The 20,881-nt window shown below is 70.6% G+C and carries 19 protein-coding genes; 2 read left to right on the top strand and 17 right to left on the bottom strand.

What is annotated here, in order from left to right; genetic code table 11:
* Positions 1-28: 28 nt before the first annotated feature.
* Entirely contained in the window at positions 29-586 is a 558-nt protein-coding gene (locus ACIBSV_RS14010) for a CGNR zinc finger domain-containing protein (protein ID WP_395862567.1), read from the bottom strand.
* A 124-nt stretch (positions 587-710) separates the two neighbouring features.
* On the opposite strand from ACIBSV_RS14010, the gene ACIBSV_RS14005 reads away from it, so the two are divergent.
* Positions 711-872: a hypothetical protein gene (locus ACIBSV_RS14005; RefSeq protein ID WP_395862565.1), complete on the top strand. Its 162-nt coding sequence runs from the start codon at positions 711-713 to the stop codon at positions 870-872.
* A gap of 13 nt (positions 873-885) precedes the next feature.
* Here ACIBSV_RS14005 and ACIBSV_RS14000 read toward each other — a convergent pair whose 3' ends face one another.
* The 13 genes from ACIBSV_RS14000 to rpsA all read right to left on the bottom strand — a co-directional run bounded on the left by ACIBSV_RS14000 (position 886) and on the right by rpsA (position 16,756).
* Positions 886-1,875 (bottom strand): TerC family protein, encoded by a 990-nt coding sequence (locus ACIBSV_RS14000; RefSeq protein WP_395862563.1) that lies wholly within the window; start codon positions 1,873-1,875, stop codon positions 886-888.
* Between the two features lie 175 nt (positions 1,876-2,050).
* Positions 2,051-2,707 (bottom strand): exonuclease domain-containing protein, encoded by a 657-nt coding sequence (locus ACIBSV_RS13995; protein WP_395862561.1) that lies wholly within the window; start codon positions 2,705-2,707, stop codon positions 2,051-2,053.
* Between the two features lie 339 nt (positions 2,708-3,046).
* Entirely contained in the window at positions 3,047-4,795 is a 1,749-nt protein-coding gene (locus tag ACIBSV_RS13990; protein ID WP_395862559.1) for a TerD family protein, read from the bottom strand.
* 104 nt (positions 4,796-4,899) lie between these two features.
* A complete protein-coding gene (locus ACIBSV_RS13985; protein WP_395862557.1) occupies positions 4,900-5,472 on the bottom strand; it encodes a TerD family protein in 573 nt (190 codons plus the stop codon).
* A 212-nt stretch (positions 5,473-5,684) separates the two neighbouring features.
* Positions 5,685-7,763, bottom strand: a complete 2,079-nt coding sequence (gene uvrB / locus ACIBSV_RS13980) for an excinuclease ABC subunit UvrB (protein WP_395862555.1) — start codon at positions 7,761-7,763, stop codon at positions 5,685-5,687.
* A 148-nt stretch (positions 7,764-7,911) separates the two neighbouring features.
* Positions 7,912-8,511 (bottom strand): dephospho-CoA kinase, encoded by a 600-nt coding sequence (gene coaE / locus ACIBSV_RS13975; RefSeq protein WP_395862554.1) that lies wholly within the window; start codon positions 8,509-8,511, stop codon positions 7,912-7,914.
* 149 nt (positions 8,512-8,660) lie between these two features.
* Complete coding sequence (locus ACIBSV_RS13970) at positions 8,661-9,416, bottom strand: decaprenylphospho-beta-D-erythro-pentofuranosid-2-ulose 2-reductase (protein ID WP_395862552.1); 756 nt, start codon at positions 9,414-9,416, stop codon at positions 8,661-8,663.
* Positions 9,417-9,467: 51 nt separating this feature from the next.
* Positions 9,468-10,853, bottom strand: a complete 1,386-nt coding sequence (locus ACIBSV_RS13965; protein ID WP_395862550.1) for an FAD-binding protein — start codon at positions 10,851-10,853, stop codon at positions 9,468-9,470.
* The gene (locus tag ACIBSV_RS13960) at positions 10,846-11,823 is read right to left on the bottom strand and encodes a decaprenyl-phosphate phosphoribosyltransferase (protein ID WP_395862548.1); all 978 of its coding nucleotides are present in this window, start codon (positions 11,821-11,823) and stop codon (positions 10,846-10,848) included. Before ACIBSV_RS13960 ends, ACIBSV_RS13965 begins: the two co-directional genes overlap by 8 nt.
* Before the next feature lie 4 nt (positions 11,824-11,827).
* On the bottom strand, positions 11,828-12,391 hold the full coding sequence (locus tag ACIBSV_RS13955) for a phosphatase PAP2 family protein (RefSeq protein ID WP_395862547.1): 564 nt from the start codon (positions 12,389-12,391) through the stop codon (positions 11,828-11,830).
* 332 nt (positions 12,392-12,723) lie between these two features.
* A complete protein-coding gene (locus ACIBSV_RS13950) occupies positions 12,724-13,773 on the bottom strand; it encodes a hypothetical protein (RefSeq protein ID WP_395862545.1) in 1,050 nt (349 codons plus the stop codon).
* On the bottom strand, positions 13,763-15,064 hold the full coding sequence (locus ACIBSV_RS13945) for an MFS transporter (RefSeq protein ID WP_395862543.1): 1,302 nt from the start codon (positions 15,062-15,064) through the stop codon (positions 13,763-13,765). The genes ACIBSV_RS13950 and ACIBSV_RS13945 overlap by 11 nt, the downstream gene beginning before the upstream one ends.
* A 204-nt stretch (positions 15,065-15,268) precedes the next feature.
* Positions 15,269-16,756: a 30S ribosomal protein S1 gene (gene rpsA / locus ACIBSV_RS13940; RefSeq protein WP_078977653.1), complete on the bottom strand. Its 1,488-nt coding sequence runs from the start codon at positions 16,754-16,756 to the stop codon at positions 15,269-15,271.
* A gap of 312 nt (positions 16,757-17,068) precedes the next feature.
* On the opposite strand from rpsA, the gene ACIBSV_RS13935 reads away from it, so the two are divergent.
* A complete protein-coding gene (locus ACIBSV_RS13935) occupies positions 17,069-17,902 on the top strand; it encodes a class I SAM-dependent methyltransferase (protein WP_395862798.1) in 834 nt (277 codons plus the stop codon).
* 389 nt (positions 17,903-18,291) lie between these two features.
* Here the strand turns inward: ACIBSV_RS13935 and ACIBSV_RS13930 are convergent, their stop codons facing one another.
* The 3 genes from ACIBSV_RS13930 to ACIBSV_RS13920 all read right to left on the bottom strand — a co-directional run bounded on the left by ACIBSV_RS13930 (position 18,292) and on the right by ACIBSV_RS13920 (position 20,840).
* On the bottom strand, positions 18,292-19,320 hold the full coding sequence (locus tag ACIBSV_RS13930) for a DUF3068 domain-containing protein (RefSeq protein ID WP_395862541.1): 1,029 nt from the start codon (positions 19,318-19,320) through the stop codon (positions 18,292-18,294).
* 66 nt (positions 19,321-19,386) lie between these two features.
* Positions 19,387-19,524, bottom strand: a complete 138-nt coding sequence (locus ACIBSV_RS13925; RefSeq protein WP_395862540.1) for a hypothetical protein — start codon at positions 19,522-19,524, stop codon at positions 19,387-19,389.
* Positions 19,525-19,637: 113 nt separating this feature from the next.
* Positions 19,638-20,840 carry a lytic transglycosylase domain-containing protein gene (locus ACIBSV_RS13920; RefSeq protein WP_395862538.1) on the bottom strand — a complete coding sequence of 401 codons (1,203 nt, stop codon included), beginning with the start codon at positions 20,838-20,840 and terminating at the stop codon, positions 19,638-19,640.
* Positions 20,841-20,881 lie beyond the last annotated feature (41 nt).

Genomic DNA, 20,881 nt, shown 5'->3' with positions numbered 1-20,881 from the left:
GCGCGCGCCGAGCGCCGGTCCGGCCGGGTCAGGCCGGACCGGCGCTCGGCGCGTTCGCCTTGCGCCGGGCCCGGTGCGCGGCCACGTTCGCGCGGTTGGCGCACGCGTCCGAGCAGTAGCGCTTGCGGCCGTTGCGGGAGGTGTCCGCGAACACCCGGTCACAGTCGGCCGCCGCGCACACGCCCGAGCGGCCCACACCGTAGTCGGCCACCAGGTTGGCCAGCCCCATCGCCGTGTTGATCCGCAAGCGCTGCACGAACGGCACCCCCGAAGGCGCGTGGTGCAGGTGCAGCCCGCGGCCGTGATCCACCAGCCGCGGCCGCACCTCGACCCGCGCCAGCAGGCCGTTGACGTGTTCGACGGCCGCCTCCAGGTCGGTGATCACGAAGAACGCGCGCAGCTCGCCGGCCCACTCCAGCAGGGGTTCGAGCGCGTCCCGGTCCAGGTCCTCGACCAGGAACGAGAACGCCCGCAGCACCTCCCGCGCGGAGAGCAGGTCCGGCGTCGAGCCGTGCGCGCCCGTCCACGCGTTGACCATCGCGACGGCAGCGCCGACGCCGTCACTACGGTAACCGTTGACTTCCATTGAACCCTTACCTAGGCTGCGAGTATGTAAGGAGCTACACCAGAACACTCATTACCCTATGCGATATGGGGGCAAAACGATGTCTTCCCGGTGCGATGCCTGCGGGCGGATCGAGGATCCGCGCATGACCGTACTGTCCCGGCACTCCACATCCCAGGGCGAGATCGTCTACACCCGCTGCCTGTGCGGCAGCGTCGGCGTGCGACTGCGGCCGGGAACGACACAACGGCCCCCGCACGAGGTGGTCCTCGCACAGGGGCCGTCGGCCGTACCGCTTCCGGACTGAAACGCTCCGGGCTCTAGACGCTCGCGTCCTTGTCGGCTCGCTCCGCCGCCTCGGCCGCCGCGTGCTCGTCCTTCTTCGTCTTGCGCAGGCTCAGCACCGTGGTCACCGTCAGGGTCGCCACGATCACGCCGAGCGAGAGCGGAATGCCGATCTCCGGCACGTGCACACCCTGACCGTGCAGCGCCTCGAAGATCAGCTTGACGCCGATGAAGCCGAGGATCACCGACAGGCCGTACGACAGGTAGACGAGCTTCTTGAGCAGCCCGCCGATCAGGAAGTAGAGCTGGCGCAGCCCCATCAGCGCGAACGCGTTCGCGGTGAAGACGATGTACGGCTCCTTGGTGAGGCCGAAGATCGCCGGGATCGAGTCCAGGGCGAACAGCACGTCGGTGGTGCCGACGGCGATCATCACGATCAGCATCGGGGTGACGAGGCGCTTGCCGTTCTCCTTCACCACGAGCTTCATGTCGCGGTAGCCGTCGGTGGTCGGCAGGACCTTCTCGACCTTGCGCAGGAGGGCGTTCTCCTCGAACTCCTCCTCCTCGTCCGACTTGGCCTCCTTGATCAGCTTCCACGCGGTCCAGATCAGGAACGCGCCGAAGATGAAGAAGACCCACGAGAACGCGGCGACGACCGCGGCGCCCGCGCCGATGAAGATGCCGCGCAACACCAGCGCGAGCAGTACGCCGACCAGGAGCACGCGCTGCTGGTACTGCGGCGGCACCGCGAACTTGCCCATGATCAGAACGAACACGAACAGGTTGTCGACGCTCAGCGACTTCTCGGTGATGAAGCCGGCGAAGAACTCACCGGCGGGTGCCGATCCGGAGAAGACCCACAGGCCGATTCCGAATACGACGGCGAGACCGACCCAGAAGATGCCCCACAGGGACGCTTCCTTGAGGGTGACCTCGTGCGGTTTGCGATTGAGGAACAGATCGACCGCCACCAGTGCCAACAGCACGACGATGGTCAGGATCCAGGCAACGGGTGAAACGTCCACTGCGCCTCCGGCAGACGTGGGGGGTCGCGTCATAGCCGGAGGGGGGATGCACCCCTCCGATTGCCTCCAGGATGCCAGAAGGTAAAGAAAACACCAAGCGATCCTTTACCAAATCCTGGTGACAGGTCGTCAGAAGACCTCTTGCGTCGGCCCGCTCGGAGTGTCCACTCACCCGTCAGGCCACCGGCGCGAACCCCCGACGCGGCTTGAGCGCGGGCGCCGGCAACCGCTCCGGGGCCCGGGCGGGCGGGACCGGCAGGCCCAGCCTGCGGGCACCGAGACCGGCCAGCAGCAGCGGCAGCAGGCGGGCCGTCACCCGGGCGTCGGCCAGCGCCGCGTGCGCGTCGGGGAAGGTCAGCCCGAAGTGCGCGCAACAGGTCCCGAGCTTGTGGTCGGCCAGCGGCAGTGCGGACGCCTTCGCGAGCTTCATCGTGCACAGCGCGGGCAGCGTCGGCGGGGTCATCCCCGTCGCGACGAACTCGGCCTCCAGGAACCGCTGCTCGAAGGACGCGTTGTGCGCGACCACCACGGCGCCCGCGAGCAGCCCGGCCAACTCGGTGGCGACCTGCGCGAACCGGGGCGCGCCCACCACGTCGGCGGCGGTGATGCGGTGTACGTGGCTCGCGCCGACCGAGCGCCCGGGATCCAGCAGCGTGGTCCACTCGCGCAACACCTCGCCGGTGCCGCGCATCCGCACCACGCCGATCTCCACGATGCGATCGCCACGGGCGGGCGAGAACCCCGTGGTCTCCAGGTCGACGACCGCGAACTCGGTACGCGCGACCTCGGCGGGCACCCCGAGCACGCGCGCGGGATCGACATAGGCGAACAAGGCGACATCCCTCTCCCCCGGCCGCCTTGACACGACCGACGGGGCGAGAGTCTATGACCCCCGCCCCGCCACATTTACCGCATCAGCACAATCCGCCCCATTCGAGCGACCCCACCATCCGCCGGGCCAAACCCATCTCACCCGACCGACGTTCGAGGCCACCCCGGCCGGAGACCAAACCGCAGCACCACACCCGGCCGGGCAAAACCACCTCAGCCCGGCCGGCGTTCGAGACCGCCCCAAGCCAACCGACGCCGAACCCGAACCGGCGAACCAGTCCAGCCCGGCCGGCGTTCGAGGCCACCCCGGCCGGAGGCCGAAACCCCGCGCGCTCCGCGCTCAACGCGTGCCGGCCACCCAGGACAACAACTGCCGCGTCGCATCCGCACCGCCCGAGGGCAGGTCCGCCGTGTACACCCAGGGCAGCCCGATCCACGGGTCCATGATGTGGTCCTCCGGAATCGCGGTCAGCCGCAACAACGACCGCCACAACGGGTCGAGCAACGGCCCGAACGACTCGGCGTCACCGCGCGAGCCCACCACGACCACATGCACCCCGACCCGGGGCCCCTCCTCGACGATGTGCCGCAGTTGCGCCGCGCTGCGATCGTCGAAGCCGAACGGGAAGTCGTGCACCAGCAACAACTGCCGGGCCAGGTCCAGCTCGCTCGGCAGCGAGTCCACCGCGTCGTTGGCAACCGCCATCCGGACCAGCTCGATCCGGTCCAGCAGCCGCCCGAGCAGCGCGGACACATCGGCGGCGTCGGTGGCCACCGGGCCCACCAGCAGCCCGGAGGCCGCGAGCGGCTGCAACGGCGCGGCCGCCGTGCCCTTGCCCGCCGGGTCCACCACGTGCACCTTGAACTCGCCCACCGGGAACGCCGCGAACATCCGCGCGGTCAGCGACACCGCGAGCTCGTCGGCCCGCTCCGAGCCGTTGCCCCGCTCGCCCTCCAGGCCCGACGCGGCGGTGTCGATCCACAGTCCGCGATCCATCGGCAGCCGCAACACCATCGGCACCCGCAGCTCCGGCCGCTCCGGCAGATGCAGGTCGCCGAGCCGAATCGCCGGCGCCCCGTCCTCGGGAGCCTGCCACCCGGCCCACGACGTGCTGTCCCAACGCGCCATCACCGGCGGCAGGTTCGGCTCCAACTGCTCGATCTCGCCGACCAATTGCGCAGTGTCCCGGTCCAGCACGGCCTTGGCCTGCTCGGCCAGCGCCCGGTGCCGATCACGCGCGGTGTCCTGCGCGGCGAGCCCCGCCGGCGAGAAGCGCGCGGCCGGGTCGTTCAGGACGCCTTCCAGCTCCTTGTCCAGCCGACCGTCGGCGTACTCGATCGCCGACCGGTAGGCGGCGGCCGATCGGGCCGCGTCCTCGAACACGCCCCAGACCTGCTCGTACAGCTTCTCCACCTCGCGCCGCGCGGCCCGCTGCGCGGCCTCGCGCTCGACGTCCGGCGGAGCCGCGGCCCACGCCATGCCGCCGTTCGGGTCCACCCGGGGCACGGTGCCCGGCTCGCGCGGCTCGGTGGGCGCGTTCGCGGCGCTGAACGGCGCGGCGGTGGTACCGCCCAGCGCGGTGCGCGCCCGGTCCACCACGCGGGCCCGGTTCGCCACCCCGACGTCCTTGAGCAGCGCCTCCAGGCCGGCCTCGTAGCCCTGCCCGACGGCCCGCACCTTCCACGCGCCCTGACGGCGGTACAGCTCGACCGTTTGCAGCGCACGCTCGCTGCCCAGGTCGGTGATCCGGAACGTGGCCAGATCCTCGCCGGCCGCGCGCACGGTGACCACCGGCGCCGCGACCACACCGAACCGGTCCACGCCGCCGCCCTCGATCGTGACGCCGACCAGTGCCCGCTCGATCCCGGCGGGCAGCTTGTCCAGCTCGAAGGTCGCACCGGCCTGACGGATGCCCACCCCGGCGGCGTCGACACCGCCGCGCTGGATCACATCGTCGTCGTCGCGGACCCGATCGTCGGCCCCTACCAGGGTCACCACCAGCTCGACCGGGCATTGCGCCGCGATCTCGACCTCCACCCGGGTGTCGGGCAGCGCCAGGTTCTGACCCCGTACCAGTTCGGTGCTCACGTGCGTTCGTCCCCTCCCCGCCCCGCCGGGACGGACCCCGCGCGAGCGGGCCGGGAGGCGTGTTCCGCCCGTCCCGGCCCGCTCACCATGTTTGGTTGTACGTCCTACAGGTGCGCCATCAGAGCCGGGAGCAGGTCGCGCAGCGTCTGCCCGTGTGCGGGCTCGCCGATCGCGGCCATCTTCCAGGCGGTGCCGTGCCGGTACAGCTTGGCCATGATCTGGCCGGTGTAGTTGCCACCGCCGGAGAGCGTGTAGCGCGCCAGCTCGGTGTTCGTGCTCTCGTCCACGATCCGGCAGAACGCGTTCTCGATCTCCTGGAAGGTCTGCCCCTGGAACGAGCTGACCGTGAAGATGATCTGGTCCACGTGCACCGGCACGCGGGACAGGTCCACGAGAATCGACTCGTCGTCGCCGTCACCGTGCCCGGTCAGGTTGTCGCCGGTGTGGCGAACGGACCCGTCCTTGCTGGTGAGCTGGCCGAAGTAGCAGACGTCGACCGGCTGGTTCTCGGCGAACAGGACGCACGACGCGTCCAGGTCGACCTCCTTCTCCCGGCTGCCGAACAGGCCGCGGCGCTTGATGGCGTCCCATCCCAGGCCCATCCGGACCATGGTCAGCTCGCCACCACCCGGCTTGTCGAGTGAAATCCTCTGGCCCTTGGACATGTTGACGGCCACTGGCGACGTCTCCCCTCACAGAATTTGGTCACGCGGCTCGCGGGCCCCGCCCCGACGGGGCGGGCCCACACTGGCCGCAGAGTAGTCCTCGGAGGTCGCCGGTGTCCCGGCGAGCCCCCTCGGTCGCGTTCCGGATCACGAACCTACCGGTCAAGACGTACAGGCATCACAGGCCGTTCCCTCATATCCGGCAATCCGTCCCGGACATCCTGCTACGCGATGCCCGCCGCCTTCATCCCGCGCAGCTCCTTCTTCAGCTCCCCGACCTCGTCGCGCAACCGCGCGGCCAGTTCGAATTGCAGTTCCGAAGCGGCGGCGTGCATCTGCTCGGTCATCACCCGGATCATGTCCGTGAGATCGGCCGCAGGCATATTGTCCGAACCCGCCTTCCTGCCCAGCGACGGCACCGGCGCCTTCGTCCGGCCCTTGTTGCCGGCCAGCAGATCGGCGGTGTCCGCGTCCTCGCGCGAGATCGAGTCCAGGATGTCCACGATCTTCTTGCGCAGCGGCTGCGGATCGATACCACGCTCGGTGTTGTACGCGATCTGCTTCTCGCGCCGCCGGTTGGTCTCGTCGATCGCCTTGGCCATCGACGGCGTGATCTTGTCCGCGTACATGTGCACCTGGCCGGAGACGTTGCGCGCCGCGCGGCCGATGGTCTGGATCAGCGAGGTCCCCGAGCGCAGGAAGCCCTCCTTGTCCGCGTCCAGGATGGACACGAGCGAGACCTCGGGCAGGTCCAGGCCCTCGCGGAGCAGGTTGATGCCGACCAGCACGTCGTACTCGCCCAGCCGCAGCTCGCGCAGCAACTCGACCCGGCGCAGCGTGTCGATGTCGCTGTGCAGGTATCGCACCCGCACACCCTGCTCCAGGAAGTAGTCCGTGAGGTCCTCGGACATCTTCTTGGTGAGCGTGGTGACCAGCACCCGCTCGTCCTTCTCGGCCCGGGTGCGGATCTCGTGCAGCAGGTCGTCGATCTGCCCCTCGGTCGGCTTGACCACGACCTCGGGGTCGATCAGGCCGGTCGGGCGGATGATCTGCTCGACCACCGCGTCCGCCTTGGCCAGCTCGTACTTGCCGGGCGTCGCGGACAGGTACACCGTCTGGCCGACCCGCTCCAGGAACTCCTCCCACTTGAGCGGGCGGTTGTCCATCGCGGACGGCAACCGGAAGCCGTGCTCGACCAGGGTGCGCTTGCGCGACGCGTCGCCCTCGTACATCGCGCCGATCTGCGGCACGGTCACGTGCGACTCGTCCAGCACCAGCAGGAAGTCCTCGGGGAAATAGTCCAGCAGCGTGTTCGGCGCGGTGCCCGCCTCGCGGCCGTCCATGTGCCGCGAGTAGTTCTCGATGCCGGAGCAGGTGCCGATCTGGCGGAGCATCTCGATGTCGTACGTGGTGCGCATGCGCAGGCGCTGGGCTTCCAGCACCTTGCCCTGCTTGTCCATCCGGGCGAGCGTCTCCTCCAGCTCCCGCTCGATCCCGGCGACCGCGCGCTCCATCCGCTCCGGACCGGCCACGTAGTGCGTGGCGGGGAACACGTAGAGCTCCTGATCCTCGCTCACCACCTCGCCGGTGAGTGGGTGCAGCGTCATCAGCGACTCGATCTCGTCACCGAACATCTCGATCCGCACGGCCAGCTCTTCGTAGACCGGGAAGATCTCGATCGTGTCGCCGCGCACCCGGAAGGTGCCGCGCGTGAACGCGACGTCGTTGCGGGTGTACTGGTTGCCGACGAAGCGGCGCAGCAGCGCGTCGCGCTCGATCTCCTCGCCGACGCGCAGGCGGACCATCCGGTCGACGTACTCCTGCGGGGTGCCGAGGCCGTAGATGCAGGACACGGAGGCGACCACGACCACGTCACGACGGGTCAGCAGCGAGTTGGTGGTCGAGTGCCGCAGCCGCTCGACCTCCTCGTTGATCGAGGAGTCCTTCTCGATGTAGGTGTCCGTGGTGGGGACGTACGCCTCGGGCTGGTAGTAGTCGTAGTACGAGACGAAGTACTCGACGGCGTTGTTCGGCAGCAGCTCACGGAATTCGTTGGCGAGCTGCGCCGCGAGGGTCTTGTTGGGCGCCATGACGAGCGTCGGCCGCTGGAGCCGCTCGATCATCCACGCGGTCGTCGCCGACTTGCCGGTGCCGGTCGCGCCGAGCAACACCACGTTCTTGTCGCCCGCGCCGATCCGCTGTTCGAGCAGATCGATCGCCTGCGGCTGATCGCCGGACGGCTGGTAGGGACTGACGACCTCGAAGGGCGCCACTTTGCGTTCGAGATCGGTGATGGGTCGCACTCAACATACGTTACGACCTCGGGCCGACAAACGGCGTCCGCGCCGTTTGTCGGCCCGAGGTCGTAACGTGCCGGCGGCCTCCGCGCCGGACACAACCAGTGGAGCGGGCGGGTACACCGATCAAGCCGACCAGGGCGCGACCGCGGCCTCAGTCGCCCGTCAGCCGCTCCCACAGGGCCAGGATCTGCGGCTCCAGCGCCGACAGCGGACCGTCGTTGTCGATCACCACATCGGCCACGGCCAACCGCTGCGCCCGAGAGGCCTGCGCGGCCATCCGGGCCCGAGCGTCCGCCTCCGGCATACCCCGCAGCCGGACCAGCCGGTCGAGCTGGGTCTCGGGCGCCGCGTCCACGACCACGACCAGGTCGTACAGCTTCGCGAGGTCGTTCTCCGCCAGCAGCGGCACATCGTTGACCAGCACCGCGTCCTCGCCGGCCGCGGCCGTCAACTCCGCCGCCCGGGCGCCGACCAGCGGGTGCACGATCGCGTTCAGCGCGGCCAACCGCTCCGGCGATCCGAACACGACCCGGCCCAGGCCCGGTCGATCCAGCGAGCCGTCCGGCAACAGCACCCCCTCGCCGAACTCCGCCACCACCGCCGCCAGCCCCGGCGTCCCCGGCGCCACCACCTCACGCGCGATCCGGTCCGAGTCGATCACCACGGCACCCAACTCCGCCAGCCGCCGCGCCACCTCACTCTTCCCGGCCCCGATCCCCCCGGTAAGCCCGACATTGCCCCTGCTGCCCATGCCGCGCCCCTCGTACGTTCTTCGGGTGGAACCGGAACCGGGCCACGGTAGGCCAGGCGGTTCCAGGGTAGAAGGGCGCCGCTCCCGAGCACACGGGAGCCCGCCCAGGACACACCGGGACGGGCTCGGCCGCGACGACGCGGGGCGGGTCAGATGTTGAGCTTGCGGAAGATCGGGCGGGGGACGTGGCGCAGGGCGGACATCACGAAGCGGAACTGGCCCGGGACCCAGACCACCGAGGACTTGCGGCGCAGGCCCTTGACGATGGCCTCGGCGACGACCTCGGGGGTGGTCGCCAGCGGCGCGTCCGGCAGGCCCTCGGTCATCCTGGTCCTCACGAAGCCGGGCCGCACGATCATCACGTGCACGCCGGTGCCGTGCAGCTTGTCGCCCAGGCCCTGGGCGAACGCGTCCAGGCCGGCCTTGGTCGAGCCGTAGATGAAGTTGGACTTGCGGGCCCGCTCGCCGGCCACCGACGAGATCACCGCGAGTGCGCCGTGGCCCTGCCGGGACAGCGCGTTCGCCGCCGCCAGCCCGGCCGAGACGCCGCCCACGTAGTTGACCTGCGCGACGCGCGCGGCGGCGGCGGGAGACTTCTCGTCCGCCTCCTGGTCGCCCAGCACCCCGAAGGCGAGCAGGACGACGTCGATGTCGCCCGCCGCGAACACCTCGTCGATGGTCTTCTCGTGGTCGTCGGTCTCGGCCGCGTCGAACCCGACCACCTCGACCGAGGCACCGAGACCGCGCAGTTCCTCGGCGGCGGCGTCCAGCGCGGCGGAGGGGCGGCCGGCGAGCACGACCCGCCGAACCCGCTCGGCGACCATCGCACGGGCCGTGGTCAGCGCGATCTCGGAGGTACCGCCGAGAACGAGCAGGGACTGCGGTGCGCCCAAGGCGTCTTTCACGGTGCGTCCTTCACAAGAGCGTGGTTCACAAGTAGACGGAAGAGGGGTGGATCAGAGCCCGAGCCGGCGGGCCTGGTCGGAGACGAAGATCCCGTCCGGGTCGACCTTGGCGCGCACCTCGCGGAACCGCTCCAGACGCGGGTACATCCGGGCCAGGTCGGCCGGGTCCATCCGCGAGTCCTTGGCGAGGTAGAACCGGCCCTCGTTGCTCAGCACGATCTCGTCGAGCTGCTTGAGCAGCCGCGCCAGCCCCGGGGTGTTGGTGGGGAAGTCGAGCGTGAGCGTCCATCCCGGCTTGGGGAAGGACAGGAAGCCCTCGTTGCCGGGGCCGAAGCGCTTGAGCACGGTGAGCGAGGAGGGTGCGCCGTGCGCGCTGATCGTCTCGACCGCCTTGACCAGTGCGTCCTCGCGCCCGAACGGCACCACGAACTGGTACTGGAGGAAGCCGGTCCGCCCGTACACCCGGTTCCACTCCTGGACCAGGTCGAGCGGGTGGAAGAACGCGGTGATCGACTGGAGCTGGCCGACCTTGTGCTTGGGCGCCTTGCGGTACCACAGCTCGTTGAACAGACCCATGGTGAGCTTGTTCGGCAGCCGGCCCGGCACCACGTCCGGCACGGTCAGCAACGAGCCGGTCCTGAACCGCAGCGGGTCCCGGCGCTTCTTCGCGGGCAGGTCGTCGAGCGCGGCGAACTCGCCGCACGTGAGCACACAGCGGCCGAGGTTGGGGCCCTTGGCCAGGCAGTCCAGCCACGCGACGGTGTACGTGTACTTCTCGTCCGTCTCGGCCATCAGCGCCATGGCCTCGTCGAGGTTCTTCGTCCGGTCGGTGTCCACCGACGCGAGCGAGGTCTCGATGGGCGTCATCCGGATGGTCGCGGACAGGATCAGGCCGGTCAGGCCCATCCCGCCGGCGGTGGCCCAGAACAGCTCCGGGTCGCCCTGCGGGGTGATGGTGCGCTCGGTGCCGTCGGCCATCAGCATGTCGATGGACAACACGTGGTTGCAGAAGCTGCCGTCCGCGTGGTGGTTCTTGCCGTGCACGTCGGCGCCGATCGCGCCGCCCACGGTGACCTGCCGGGTGCCCGGGGTCACGGGCACGAAGAACCCGAACGGCACGAACAGTTCGATCAGCCGATCCAGGCTCACCCCGGCCTCGCAGGTGACCAGGCCGCGCTCGAGGTCCACCGCGAGGATCCGGTCCAGCCCGGTCATGTCCAGGACGGTGCCGCCACCGTTCTGCGCGGGGTCGCCGTACGAGCGGCCGAGGCCGCGGGCGATCACGCCGCGCGAGGTGCGCTGCCCCAACGCGGTCACCACCTGATCGCGGGTGGTGGGGCGCACGACGTCGGCGAAGGTGGGAGCGGTGCGCCCCCAACCGTGCAGGCCGACCCGCCGAGCGGTTGGTCGTACGTCGGCCGACGGGCCGTCAGACATGGAAAACTCCCAGAACAAAGGTGAGAAGCCAGGCGAAGCCAAGGCCGACGAGGACCTTGTCCTTGAGAAGAACGTCCTCAGGGGACCCGGCGGTTCCGGCGTCCACGTACACCGCGTAGCGCAGGAACGCGAAGCCGAACGGGATCAGCGACAACTGGTGCCAGGCGAGCGTGGAATCGCCCTCGGGAATCTGAAATGCCCACAGGGAGTACGTGAGCAGCGTCACCGACACCGCCATCTGCCACACGAAGCGCAGGTAGGTGATCGAGTAATTGGCCAGCGAGGCGCGCGTCTTGGCCGCCTCCTCGCCCATCAGGACCATCTCCGAGTAGCGCTTGCCGGCCACCATGAACAACGAGCCGAAGCCCGCGGTCAGCAGGAACCAGCGCGACAGCGGCAGTTCGGAGGCGGTACCGCCGGCCATCGCCCGGAACAGGAAGCCGGAGGCGACCATGGCCAGGTCGAGCACCACGACGTGCTTGAAGGAGAAGCAGTACGCGACGTTGAGCACCACGTACAGGCCCAGCACCAGCGCGGTCCCGGGGTTGCACAGCAGCACCCCGAGCACGACCGCGGCGATGCCCAGGAGCGGTCCCAGCACCCACGCGAGCTTGACCGGCACCACGCCGGAGGCGATCGGGCGGTTGCGCTTGGTCGGGTGCTCGCGGTCGGCCTCGACGTCGAACGCGTCGTTGATGTAATAGATCGCCGAGGCGGCCAGGCAGAACAGCGCGAACATGATCGCGCTGTGCCCCAGGACGTAGCCCTCGTCCAGCCGCCCGGCCGCCAGTGGCGCGGCGAACACGAGCACGTTCTTGACCCACTGCTTGGGCCGGGCCAACTTCAGCAGGCCGCCCGCGAGTCCCCCGCGCGGTGGGCGCGCGGGGGCCTGGGCGGGGGCGGCGTCGACCGCGGCCGGAACCAGGGCCTCACTCGACTCGATCGGCGATTCGACTTCGGATGTACTCAAGACCTCAGAACCCCTTCGGACGCTCTGCGCGACGAGCCCAGGCGCGGCCCAAGCCGCCTGCCGCGAGCCCCATGGTCGCGCCCGCGGCCACGTCGGACGGATAGTGAACGCCCACGACGAGCCGCGAGAAACACGTCGCAGCGGCGGCCGTACCCGTGACGGCGGTGGGCAACAGGCCGTGGAACGCCACGGCGGCGGCGGCGGAGGACACCGAGTGCGAGGACGGGAAGCTGTGTCGGCCCGCGGTGCGCACCGTCGGCTCCAGGCCCGGTATGGCCGGCCGGGGTCGGCGCACCACGCGCTTGACCACCATGCTGGCCACGTGCGCGCCGGCGACCGTGGCGGTGGCCCGCAGCCACTCGGGCCGACGGCCCCGGTCCACGGCGGCGCCGACCAGACCGGCGGCGAGCCAGACACCGGCGTGCTCGCCGGCGAAGGACAGCGCCTTGCTCGTGCGCTGGACCACCGGGTGCCCGGTGCGCCCGCGCACCCCGCGGTACAGGGCGACGTCGGACGCGCCCACCGTCTTGACTACCTGCCCGGTGGCGAACGCTCCACCAAAGGCCATCGATATCCTCATTCCTACCGCAAGTCGAATGGGCGCCCTGCCCCGAAGTCCGGGGGCCTACGTGCTTCGGCGATCTTCCCGACCGCCCCACGGGCCACATCCGTACGAGCCCGGCGCATGGCACCAATGAGTCAGGGTACGCGAACCCGGCGCCGGCGCTTCGCCGACCCGTTGCGGCGCCCGTCGGCCGGGCCCACGCTTCCTCGCTCCCGCACCGACGCTGCCAAACATGCGGCGGGCGCACCACGAGGTGGGCCTTTCGTGACGGAACTGTGGCAGACCCGCAGCCTGCGCGACGCCGGAGCGATACGCGCAACGCGCCCCCGGAGAAGTCAATTCAGCGGCGCCGGCGAGAAGGCGCCCGCCACGATCCGCGCCGGCGCGCCGCTTCCGTCGGCCGGCACCGACCACACGTCGCCGGCCGCCGCCGACCCGGTCGGCAGTCCGTAGCCGATGGTGCGTTCGTCCAGCCACACGGCCTGGTCGTCCACGCTGCGGATCTCCGCGAGCGGCGTCTCGCGCATCGTCGCCAGGTCGAGCACGTGCAGTCGCCACGGGTTGCGCGTGCTCTGCGAGACCTTCTTCTTGAACACCAGGCGGGTGCCGTCCGGCGACAACGACGGGCATTCGACGTTCTCCCGCAGCACCGTCATGGTGCGCGCCCGCAGGTCGCCGCGGACCAGGTAGGTGCGGCCGGAGGTGTTCGTGGACAGCGTGGCGTAGAACGTGTTGTCGTCGGCGGTGAAGGTGACGCCCCAGAAGTTGCGGTCCGGCGACGTGAGTTCCTTGCCGTCCCGGGTGGTGGTGAAGTCCTCCAGGTTGGCGGCGAGTTCACCCGTGTGAGTGTCCAGGACCGAGGTGCGGGTGGAGAAGGTCATCGACGCGTACGAGTCGCCGTACACGAACACCGTCCACGAGGCCATCCGGCCCGATGCCGACACCCGCGCCCGGTTGGGCGTGCCCGCGAGCTCGACCCGGCGCACCTGGCGCAGGTTCGCGTCCAGCACCAGGGCCACATTGGTCCTGGTGATCCCGCCCTCGACGACCAGGCACACCGCGGTGCCGCCGGCCGCGTAGACCCGGTCGCACGAGCGCTCGCCCACCGTGCGCGGCCCGCCGGGATCGGCCGCCGCGACGGTGGCCAGGTGCCCGTACCCCGGACCCGACTCGGTGCTGCGGAACAGCAACCTCGGCGCGCCGGCCAGGGTCAACGGCGGCCCGCCCGGCGCGGTACCGGAGCCGCCGTGCAACTTTTCGTCCTCGCGCCGGACCGCGTAGAGCGTGTAGACGACCGCGATCCCCGCGAGCAGGACCAGGACCAACCCGAAGATCACCACGCGCGCCTTGGTGACGGCCGGTTTCACCGGTGCGTCAACGGACATCGGACACCTCCCGTGCCCGTCCCGCGCGCCCGGCCCGGCGCACCCGACCACCCGCGAGGGCCAGGGCCGAGCCGAACAGCGCCACCGCGAGCGCGATCGCGAGGACACGGATCGCGGCGGCCGGCCCCCACGCCGTCCACAGCGCGCCGAAGATCATCGACGAGGCGAAGCGGCCCATCGCCTGCCCCGTCTGCACCACGGCCAGCCCGCCCGCGCGACCCGTCGCGGGCAACCGCGCGCCCACCGCCGCCGAGAGCACGCCGTCGGTCGCCGCGTAGAACACCCCGTGCAGGGCGAGCACCGCGATCAGCAGCCCGACCCCGCCGAGCGGGCCGCCGAGCAGCAGGTAGGCCGCCAACAGCACGCCGTGCCCGGCCAGGAACACCCGCCGCCGACCCACCCGGTCGGCGAGCCGGCCCAGCGGCAGCGCGAGCACCAGATAGACCCCGGCGGTGCCCAGCGGGAGCAGCGGGAACCAGTGCGGCTCGATCTCCAACCGGTGCTGGAGCAGCAGATAGACGAACGCGTCGCTGACCGTGACCAGGCCCAGCGCCGCCGCGACCACGCACAGCCGGCGATAGGGCCGATCCCGCAACAGCCGTATCCCGTCCCGCCAACCGGGCTTGTGCTCGATCGGATCGCGATGGTCGCGGACGAACAGCACCAGCATCGCGACGCCGACCAGGCCCACGCAGAAGCTCACCACGAACACCGCGTCGTAGGCCGTGCCCACCGCGGCCAGGATGGCGAACGCCACCAGCGGGCCGGTGAACGCCCCGGCGGTGTCCAGCGCGCGATGCACGCCGAACGCGCGGCCCTGCGCCTGCGGGCTGCTGGAGAGCGAGATGAGCGCGTCCCGGGGCGCGGTGCGCAGCCCCTTGCCCGCGCGATCGGCGGCCAGCACCGCGCCGATGCCCGGCACCGAGGCGCCGGCCAGCGGCAGACCGAGCTTGGCCACCGCCGACATCCCGTAGCCGACCACGGCCACGTGCTTGCGCGCGGCGAAGCGGTCGGCGAGATGGCCGCCGACCAGCCGCAGAAAGACCGTGACGCCGGAGTACAGGCCGTCCAGGAAGCCGAACTGAAGCATCGTCAGGCCCAGCCCGGTGACCAGGTAGACCGGCATCACCGCGGTGACCATCTCCGAGGAGACGTCGGTGACCAGGCTGACCATGCCGAGCGCGATCACATTGCCGGTGACCACCGCGCCGGCCGCGGACCCGACCCGCCCGCTCCGCGGCTCGGTCGCCGCCTCGGTCGCCGCCTCCGGACGTCCGGACGAGACGTACACCCCCGCACCCTCCCCCGGCTGCCGTGTGACCGTCCCCGACCCTAGTCCCGTTCGCGCGCTCCCACCGGAAAAGCCGAAAGGCCCCACCTCCCCGAAGGGAGATGGGGCCTTCGCATCCGGCGGTATCGCTACCGGCGGATCAGTCGAACACTTCGGCTCGAACCCTTCGGTTCGAACACCGCGTCCGGCACGAGCGGACCGAGGTCAGCTCTGGCCGCCCGCCAGCTTCTCGCGAAGCGCGGCGAGGGCCTCGTCGGACGCCAGGGCGCCGCCGGTGGTGTCGGCCTCGACCTCGTCGTCACCGCCCGAGGAGTACGCGCCCGCGGCTTCGCCGGCCACGGCCTCGGCCTCGGCCTCGCGGGCCTTGACGACCTGCTGCTGGTGCGACTCGAAGCGCGCCTGGGCGTCGGCGTACTGCTTCTCCCACTCCTCGCGCTGCTTGTCGAAGCCCTCGAGCCAGTCGTTGGTCTCCGGGTCGAAGCCGTCCGGGTAGATGTAGTTGCCCGCGTCGTCGTAGGTCGCGGCCATGCCGTAGAGGGTCGGGTCGAACTCGGCCGTGGCCGGGTCCGCGCCGAACGCCTCGTTGGCCTGCTTCAGCGAGAGGCTGATGCGGCGACGCTCGAGGTCGATGTCGATGACCTTGACGAAGATCTCGTCGCCGACCTGGACGACCTGCTCCGGGATCTCCACGTGGCGCTCGGCCAGCTCGGAGATGTGGACCAGACCCTCGATCCCCTCGTCCACGCGGACGAACGCACCGAACGGAACGAGCTTGGTGACCTTGCCGGGAACGACCTGGCCGATCTGGTGCGTCCGGGCGAACTGCTGCCACGGGTCTTCCTGGGTCGCCTTCAGCGACAGGGAGACGCGCTCGCGGTCCATGTCCACGTCGAGCACCTCGACGGTGACTTCCTGGCCGACCTCGACAACCTCGGACGGGTGGTCGATGTGCTTCCAGGACAGCTCGGAGACGTGCACGAGACCGTCGACGCCGCCGAGGTCCACGAACGCACCGAAGTTGACGATCGAGGACACGACGCCCGTGCGGACCTGACCCTTCTGCAGGGTCGTGAGGAAGGTCTGGCGCACCTCGGACTGGGTCTGCTCGAGCCAGGCACGGCGGGACAGGACCACGTTGTTGCGGTTCTTGTCCAGCTCGATGATCTTGGCTTCGAGCTCCTTGCCCACGTACGGCTGGAGGTCACGCACACGACGCATCTCGACCAGCGAGGCCGGGAGGAAGCCGCGGAGGCCGATGTCCAGGATGAGACCACCCTTGACGACCTCGATGACGGTACCGGTGACGATGCCGTCTTCTTCCTTGATCTTCTCGATGGTGCCCCAAGCGCGCTCGTACTGAGCCCGCTTCTTCGAGAGGATCAGGCGGCCTTCCTTGTCCTCCTTCTGGAGAACCAAGGCCTCGATGTGGTCACCGACAGTGACGACCTCGTGGGGGTCCACGTCGTGCTTGATGGAAAGCTCGCGGGACGGGATGACGCCTTCGGTCTTGTAACCGATGTCGAGCAGGACCTCGTCCCGGTCGACCTTGACGATCACGCCATCCACGATGTCGCCGTCGTTGAAGTACTTGATCGTCTCATCGATCGCTGCGAGGAAGTCTTCCTCGGAGCCGATGTCGTTGACCGCCACCTGCGGGGTGGTGCTGGGCGTGGCCTCGGTGCTGCTCGTCATGTGGGTAAGGGCTCCGGGTACGGACAGAAGTCGTTTTCAAACACGCTTGTGGACCCGGTTTCGCCCCCGACGCCCGCGACCATGCAAGAGGATGGCGTGGGATCGACAAAGGTGAGCGCGACCTGCTCCGTCTGAGTTCACGCAGGCCCGCGGCGCAACTTGCAGCATACGGGGCCGACCGGGTGCGGTCAACGCGCACGGGATGCATGGGGTCAACCGGGACGTCCCGGAGGGAGTACCCTACGCGCGTCCGTGCCCGCCCGCAGTCCCTGGAGCATCGTGAACCGCCCCCTCTCCCCCGACCCGCACGCGATGGCGGCCCGGTTCGTCGACCCCGACGACCTCGACGACGCCGACGACGACGCGGTGCGGCGCAAGGTCGGCCTGGTGGAGAGCGTGCGCGCGGGCCGGCAGTGGTGGGACGCCAACGCGGACGAGTATCAGGTCGAGCACGGCGACTTCCTCGGCGACGCGCGTTTCACGTGGTGCCCGGAGGGGCTGGACGAGGACCGGGCGGGGCTGTTGGGGCCGGTCGAAGGACGCAGCGTGCTGGAGGTGGGCGCGGGCGCGGCGCAGTGTTCGCGCCGGCTGCTCGCGCGTGGCGCCTTCCCGATCGCGCTGGACCTGTCGCTGCGCCAGCTCCAGCACTCGCGCCGGCTCGACGTCGAGCACGGCACCCGGGTACCGGTGGTACAGGCCGACGCGGCGCGTCTGCCGTTCGCGAACGAGAGCTTCGACCTGGCGTTCTCCGCGTACGGCGCGCTGCCGTTCAGTCCGGACGGCGCGGGGATCATGCGCGAGGTGTTCCGGGTGTTGCGGCCGGGCGGGCGGTGGGTCTTCTCGATCACCCACCCGGTGCGTTGGGCGTTCCCGGACGAGCCGGGGCCCGAGGGGCTGACCGCGGTGACGTCGTATTTCGACACGACGCCGTACGTCGAGCAGGACCACACCGGGCGGGCGACCTACGTCGAGCAACACCGCACGCTCGGTGACCGGGTGCGCGAGGTGGTCGGTGCGGGGTTCCGGCTGACGGACATCGTGGAGCCGGAGTGGCCGGAGGGCCTGGACTCGGTGTGGGGCGGGTGGAGCCCGCTGCGGGGTCGGCTGTTGCCGGGGACGGCGATCTTTGTGTGCGGGAAGGGGTGAGGGGGCCCGGCGCGGGGCCCGGAGCTGCGGGGGGCACGGGGCCGGAGCGGCGCGGGGCCCGGAGCGGCGGGGGGACGAGGCCGGAGCGGCGCGGAACACGGGGCACGGAGCTGCGCGGGGCCCGGAGCGGGTCGGGGCACGGGGCGGGTCGGGGCACGGGGCGGGTCGTGAGCAGGGCCGGACGGGCGGGCGGAGTCGCGGCGGGGGCGTTGCTGCTTGTTGGGCGACTTCGTCGCCGGCTCGCGAGGCGCCGCCTTTTTTCTCTCCCCCGCTTCGCTCCTCCGAGAAAAAGGCGGCGCCTCGCTCGTGACTTCGTGTCCCTCCGCTTCGCTCCGGGGCACGAAGTCAAAGTTCTGCGGCTCCGCCGCTCTCCGCGCTTCGCGCGTCGATCAGTGGGGGTGGGCTGGGTCGGGGGCGCTGACGCGCGTGGGGGTGTCCGGGGTGTCGGCGGTTTTCGGGGTGGTGGGCGGTGGGGTCGGGCGGGATTTGCGGTCGGTGATGAATTGCAGGGCCACCGCGATGAGGAAGAGGACTACGCCGGTCACCAGGAGGGCCAAGGGGACGGTGTCGTGGACGGCGCGGAGCTTTTTGCTCTGGTCCTTGGCGTCGGCGATCAGCTTTTGGGACCACTCGGGGCGGGGCTTGAAGGTGCCTTCGAAGACCTTGGTGACCACGGGCCGGGCGTTGGGGTCGTCGGCGGGCGGGGAGGTGCGCAGCTCCTCGGTACGGGTCTCCTCCAGGTAGACCGGGATGCCGGTGACCGGCTCCACCCACATCCGGCGGGTCGCGGTGTACCAGAGCTGCATGCCCTGCTTCTCGACCGCGATCGGGTCCAGGCCGCCGGGGAGCTGCTTGGGCATCGGGACCTTCATCCACGGCACCTCCTGCTCGAAGCGGTAGGTCTGAAGCCCGTCCCGCTTCGCGGTGCCCTTGTACGCGATCACATTCGCGCTGTGCGCCTGCGAGTCGTAGTAGTTGTAGTCGCGCTTGCCGGTGAAGAACGGCCACTTGTAGGCGAGCCCGGTGTGCGCGGCGGGCGCGCCGTCGATCGACTCGCCGCAGCAGTTCCGGGGGATCTGGCCCGCCGCCTCGAACGCGTAGCGCTCGGGAAGTTGGGTGACGACCTTGCCGGTGCTGTCCAGGACGGCCAGGTTCAGGTCCCACACGACGGTGCCGTCCTTCGAAGCCTTGGCGTCCGGGCGGATCGTCTGGATCGCGGTGATCCTGGCCTTGCCCGGCCCCTCGGGGGCACCCAGGAGCGTGGCGTCGGTCGCGTCCAGGACCACCACCCGGTAGGCGTCCTCGCCGGACAGCGCCCGGGCCACCATCTTCGGGAAGACGAACTCGCGCAGCAGCGGCGCCAGCGCCACGCAGAACACTGCCGCGACCAGCAGGATCAGACTGGACTTACGACGCATCGAGGTGGACCCCTTGCCGATGGAACCGGGTACGGATTCGGGCCGCCGCTAGCCCGGCCCTACGCCTCAGGGGCGTGCGGGCGGGCTGGTGACTTGGAGCGGCTCGTGTACCGGCGCGGGATCGGCGGCGACGCACGCGTTCAGCGCGAACGCGGCCCCCACGGCCAGGAGCGCCCCGACCACGATCGCTGCGAAGGAACGCATCCGGCGGTCCACCCTTCCTGCTGCCTCGGCCGCCGTCCCGGCGGCCGACGATGGGGCACGGTAGCAAGAAACAAGAACAGGTTCCCGTTTTTTGCGGATCGGATTCCGGCCGACTACGGCGTGGCCGCGGCTCCCGAGGCCGACGTCGAGGCCGAGGCGTTCGCCGGGTCGCCGGTGCCGGTGGACGTGCTCGACGGCGACCCCGAACGCGAACCCGAGGCCGTGGCCGGCTTGCTCGTGGCGGGCTTGCCCGTGGCCGGCTTGTCGGTGGTCTGCTTCGGCGGCGGGGTCGACTTGGCGGGGGGCTGCCGGGCGTCCGGAACGGACCGGGCCCCGGTCGCGTAGTACGTCATCCACGACATCACGTTGCGGACGTACTCGTCCGAATGGTTGTAGGACAGGATCGCCGCGTTCAGACCCGCCCCGGTGGACAGGTCCCGGTTGCCCGCGCACAGGTAGCGGCCCGCGGTCAGCGTCGCGTCGAAGATGTTCTGCGGGTTGATCTGGCCGTCCCGGTTGCCGTCCATCCCCCAGCCCTTCCAGGTGGAGGGGATGAACTGCATCGGGCCCACCGCGCGGTCGAACTCGGTGTCGAAGTCGTAGCGGCCGCCGTCGGTGTCGGTGATCCGGGCCCACGGACCGCCGTCCAGGCGCGGGCCCAGGATCGGGGTGACCGCCGTACCGTCCACGGTCACGTTGCCGCCGTACGCGTGCTCCGACTCGACCCGACCGATGCCCGCGAGCAGCGTCCACGGCAGTTTGCACCCCGGATCCATCCGGGCCAGGTTGGACGCGGCCTGTTGATAGGCCAGCAACACCGTCTGCGGGATGCCGCCGGTGCCGGTCGCGGTGGTCCCGCGGGTGCCGGCCGCGGCGGTCGGCGTCCCCGGCGCGGCGGTGGTGGGCGGCGCGGACGTGGTGGGCGCGCCCGGCAGCGCCGCCGGCAGCACCGGCGGCGGCGCTTCGAAGTGGGTCGGGCCGCCGCCGTTGGCCGAAGTGCCGTTCTCCGGCGCCGGATCGGACAACCTCGGCAGATCCGAGGTGGGCACCCGGTGCGCGGTGACCATGGTGAACGGGGACTGCACCGCCGCGCCGCACGCCAGCACCACCAGGATCGCCGCCGCGCTGCCCACCCACGGGTTCAGGATGCGTCTGCGCTTGGCGGGAGCGTCCGGCTCGCCCGATACCGGCGGCGCCACGGGACCCGGCTCCGACGCGGGAGCGGTGGCGGATATGCGCTCCGCCACCACCTCCACCGCGTCCACATCCGGCGTACCCGGCTTCTGCGGATCGGGCCCCGACTCGGCCTCTTCCACGAAGCTCCCCCCTCTGTGCGCAAGTTCGACTTCACACCGGT

Origin of the sequence: Embleya sp. NPDC050154 (genome assembly GCF_044460165.1) — a bacterium.
GTDB lineage: Bacteria > Actinomycetota > Actinomycetes > Streptomycetales > Streptomycetaceae > Embleya.
The sequence above is the reverse complement of the archived record's forward strand: the minus strand, read 5'-3'. Positions and strand labels throughout refer to the sequence as shown.

Excerpts from the sequence above, each read along its gene's own strand:
- ACIBSV_RS14010 (WP_395862567.1), bottom strand. The coding sequence starts at position 586 with ATGGAAGTCAACGGTTACCGTAGTGACGGCGTCGGCGCTGCCGTCGCG.
- ACIBSV_RS14005 (WP_395862565.1), top strand. The coding sequence starts at position 711 with ATGACCGTACTGTCCCGGCACTCCACATCCCAGGGCGAGATCGTCTAC.
- coaE (WP_395862554.1), bottom strand. The coding sequence starts at position 8,511 with ATGGGCAGCAGGGGCAATGTCGGGCTTACCGGGGGGATCGGGGCCGGG.
- ACIBSV_RS13965 (WP_395862550.1), bottom strand. The coding sequence starts at position 10,853 with ATGTCTGACGGCCCGTCGGCCGACGTACGACCAACCGCTCGGCGGGTC.
- ACIBSV_RS13955 (WP_395862547.1), bottom strand. The coding sequence starts at position 12,391 with ATGGCCTTTGGTGGAGCGTTCGCCACCGGGCAGGTAGTCAAGACGGTG.
- ACIBSV_RS13950 (WP_395862545.1), bottom strand. The coding sequence starts at position 13,773 with ATGTCCGTTGACGCACCGGTGAAACCGGCCGTCACCAAGGCGCGCGTG.
- rpsA (WP_078977653.1), bottom strand. The coding sequence starts at position 16,756 with ATGACGAGCAGCACCGAGGCCACGCCCAGCACCACCCCGCAGGTGGCG.
- ACIBSV_RS13935 (WP_395862798.1), top strand. The coding sequence starts at position 17,069 with ATGGCGGCCCGGTTCGTCGACCCCGACGACCTCGACGACGCCGACGAC.
- ACIBSV_RS13930 (WP_395862541.1), bottom strand. The coding sequence starts at position 19,320 with ATGCGTCGTAAGTCCAGTCTGATCCTGCTGGTCGCGGCAGTGTTCTGC.
- ACIBSV_RS13925 (WP_395862540.1), bottom strand. The coding sequence starts at position 19,524 with ATGCGTTCCTTCGCAGCGATCGTGGTCGGGGCGCTCCTGGCCGTGGGG.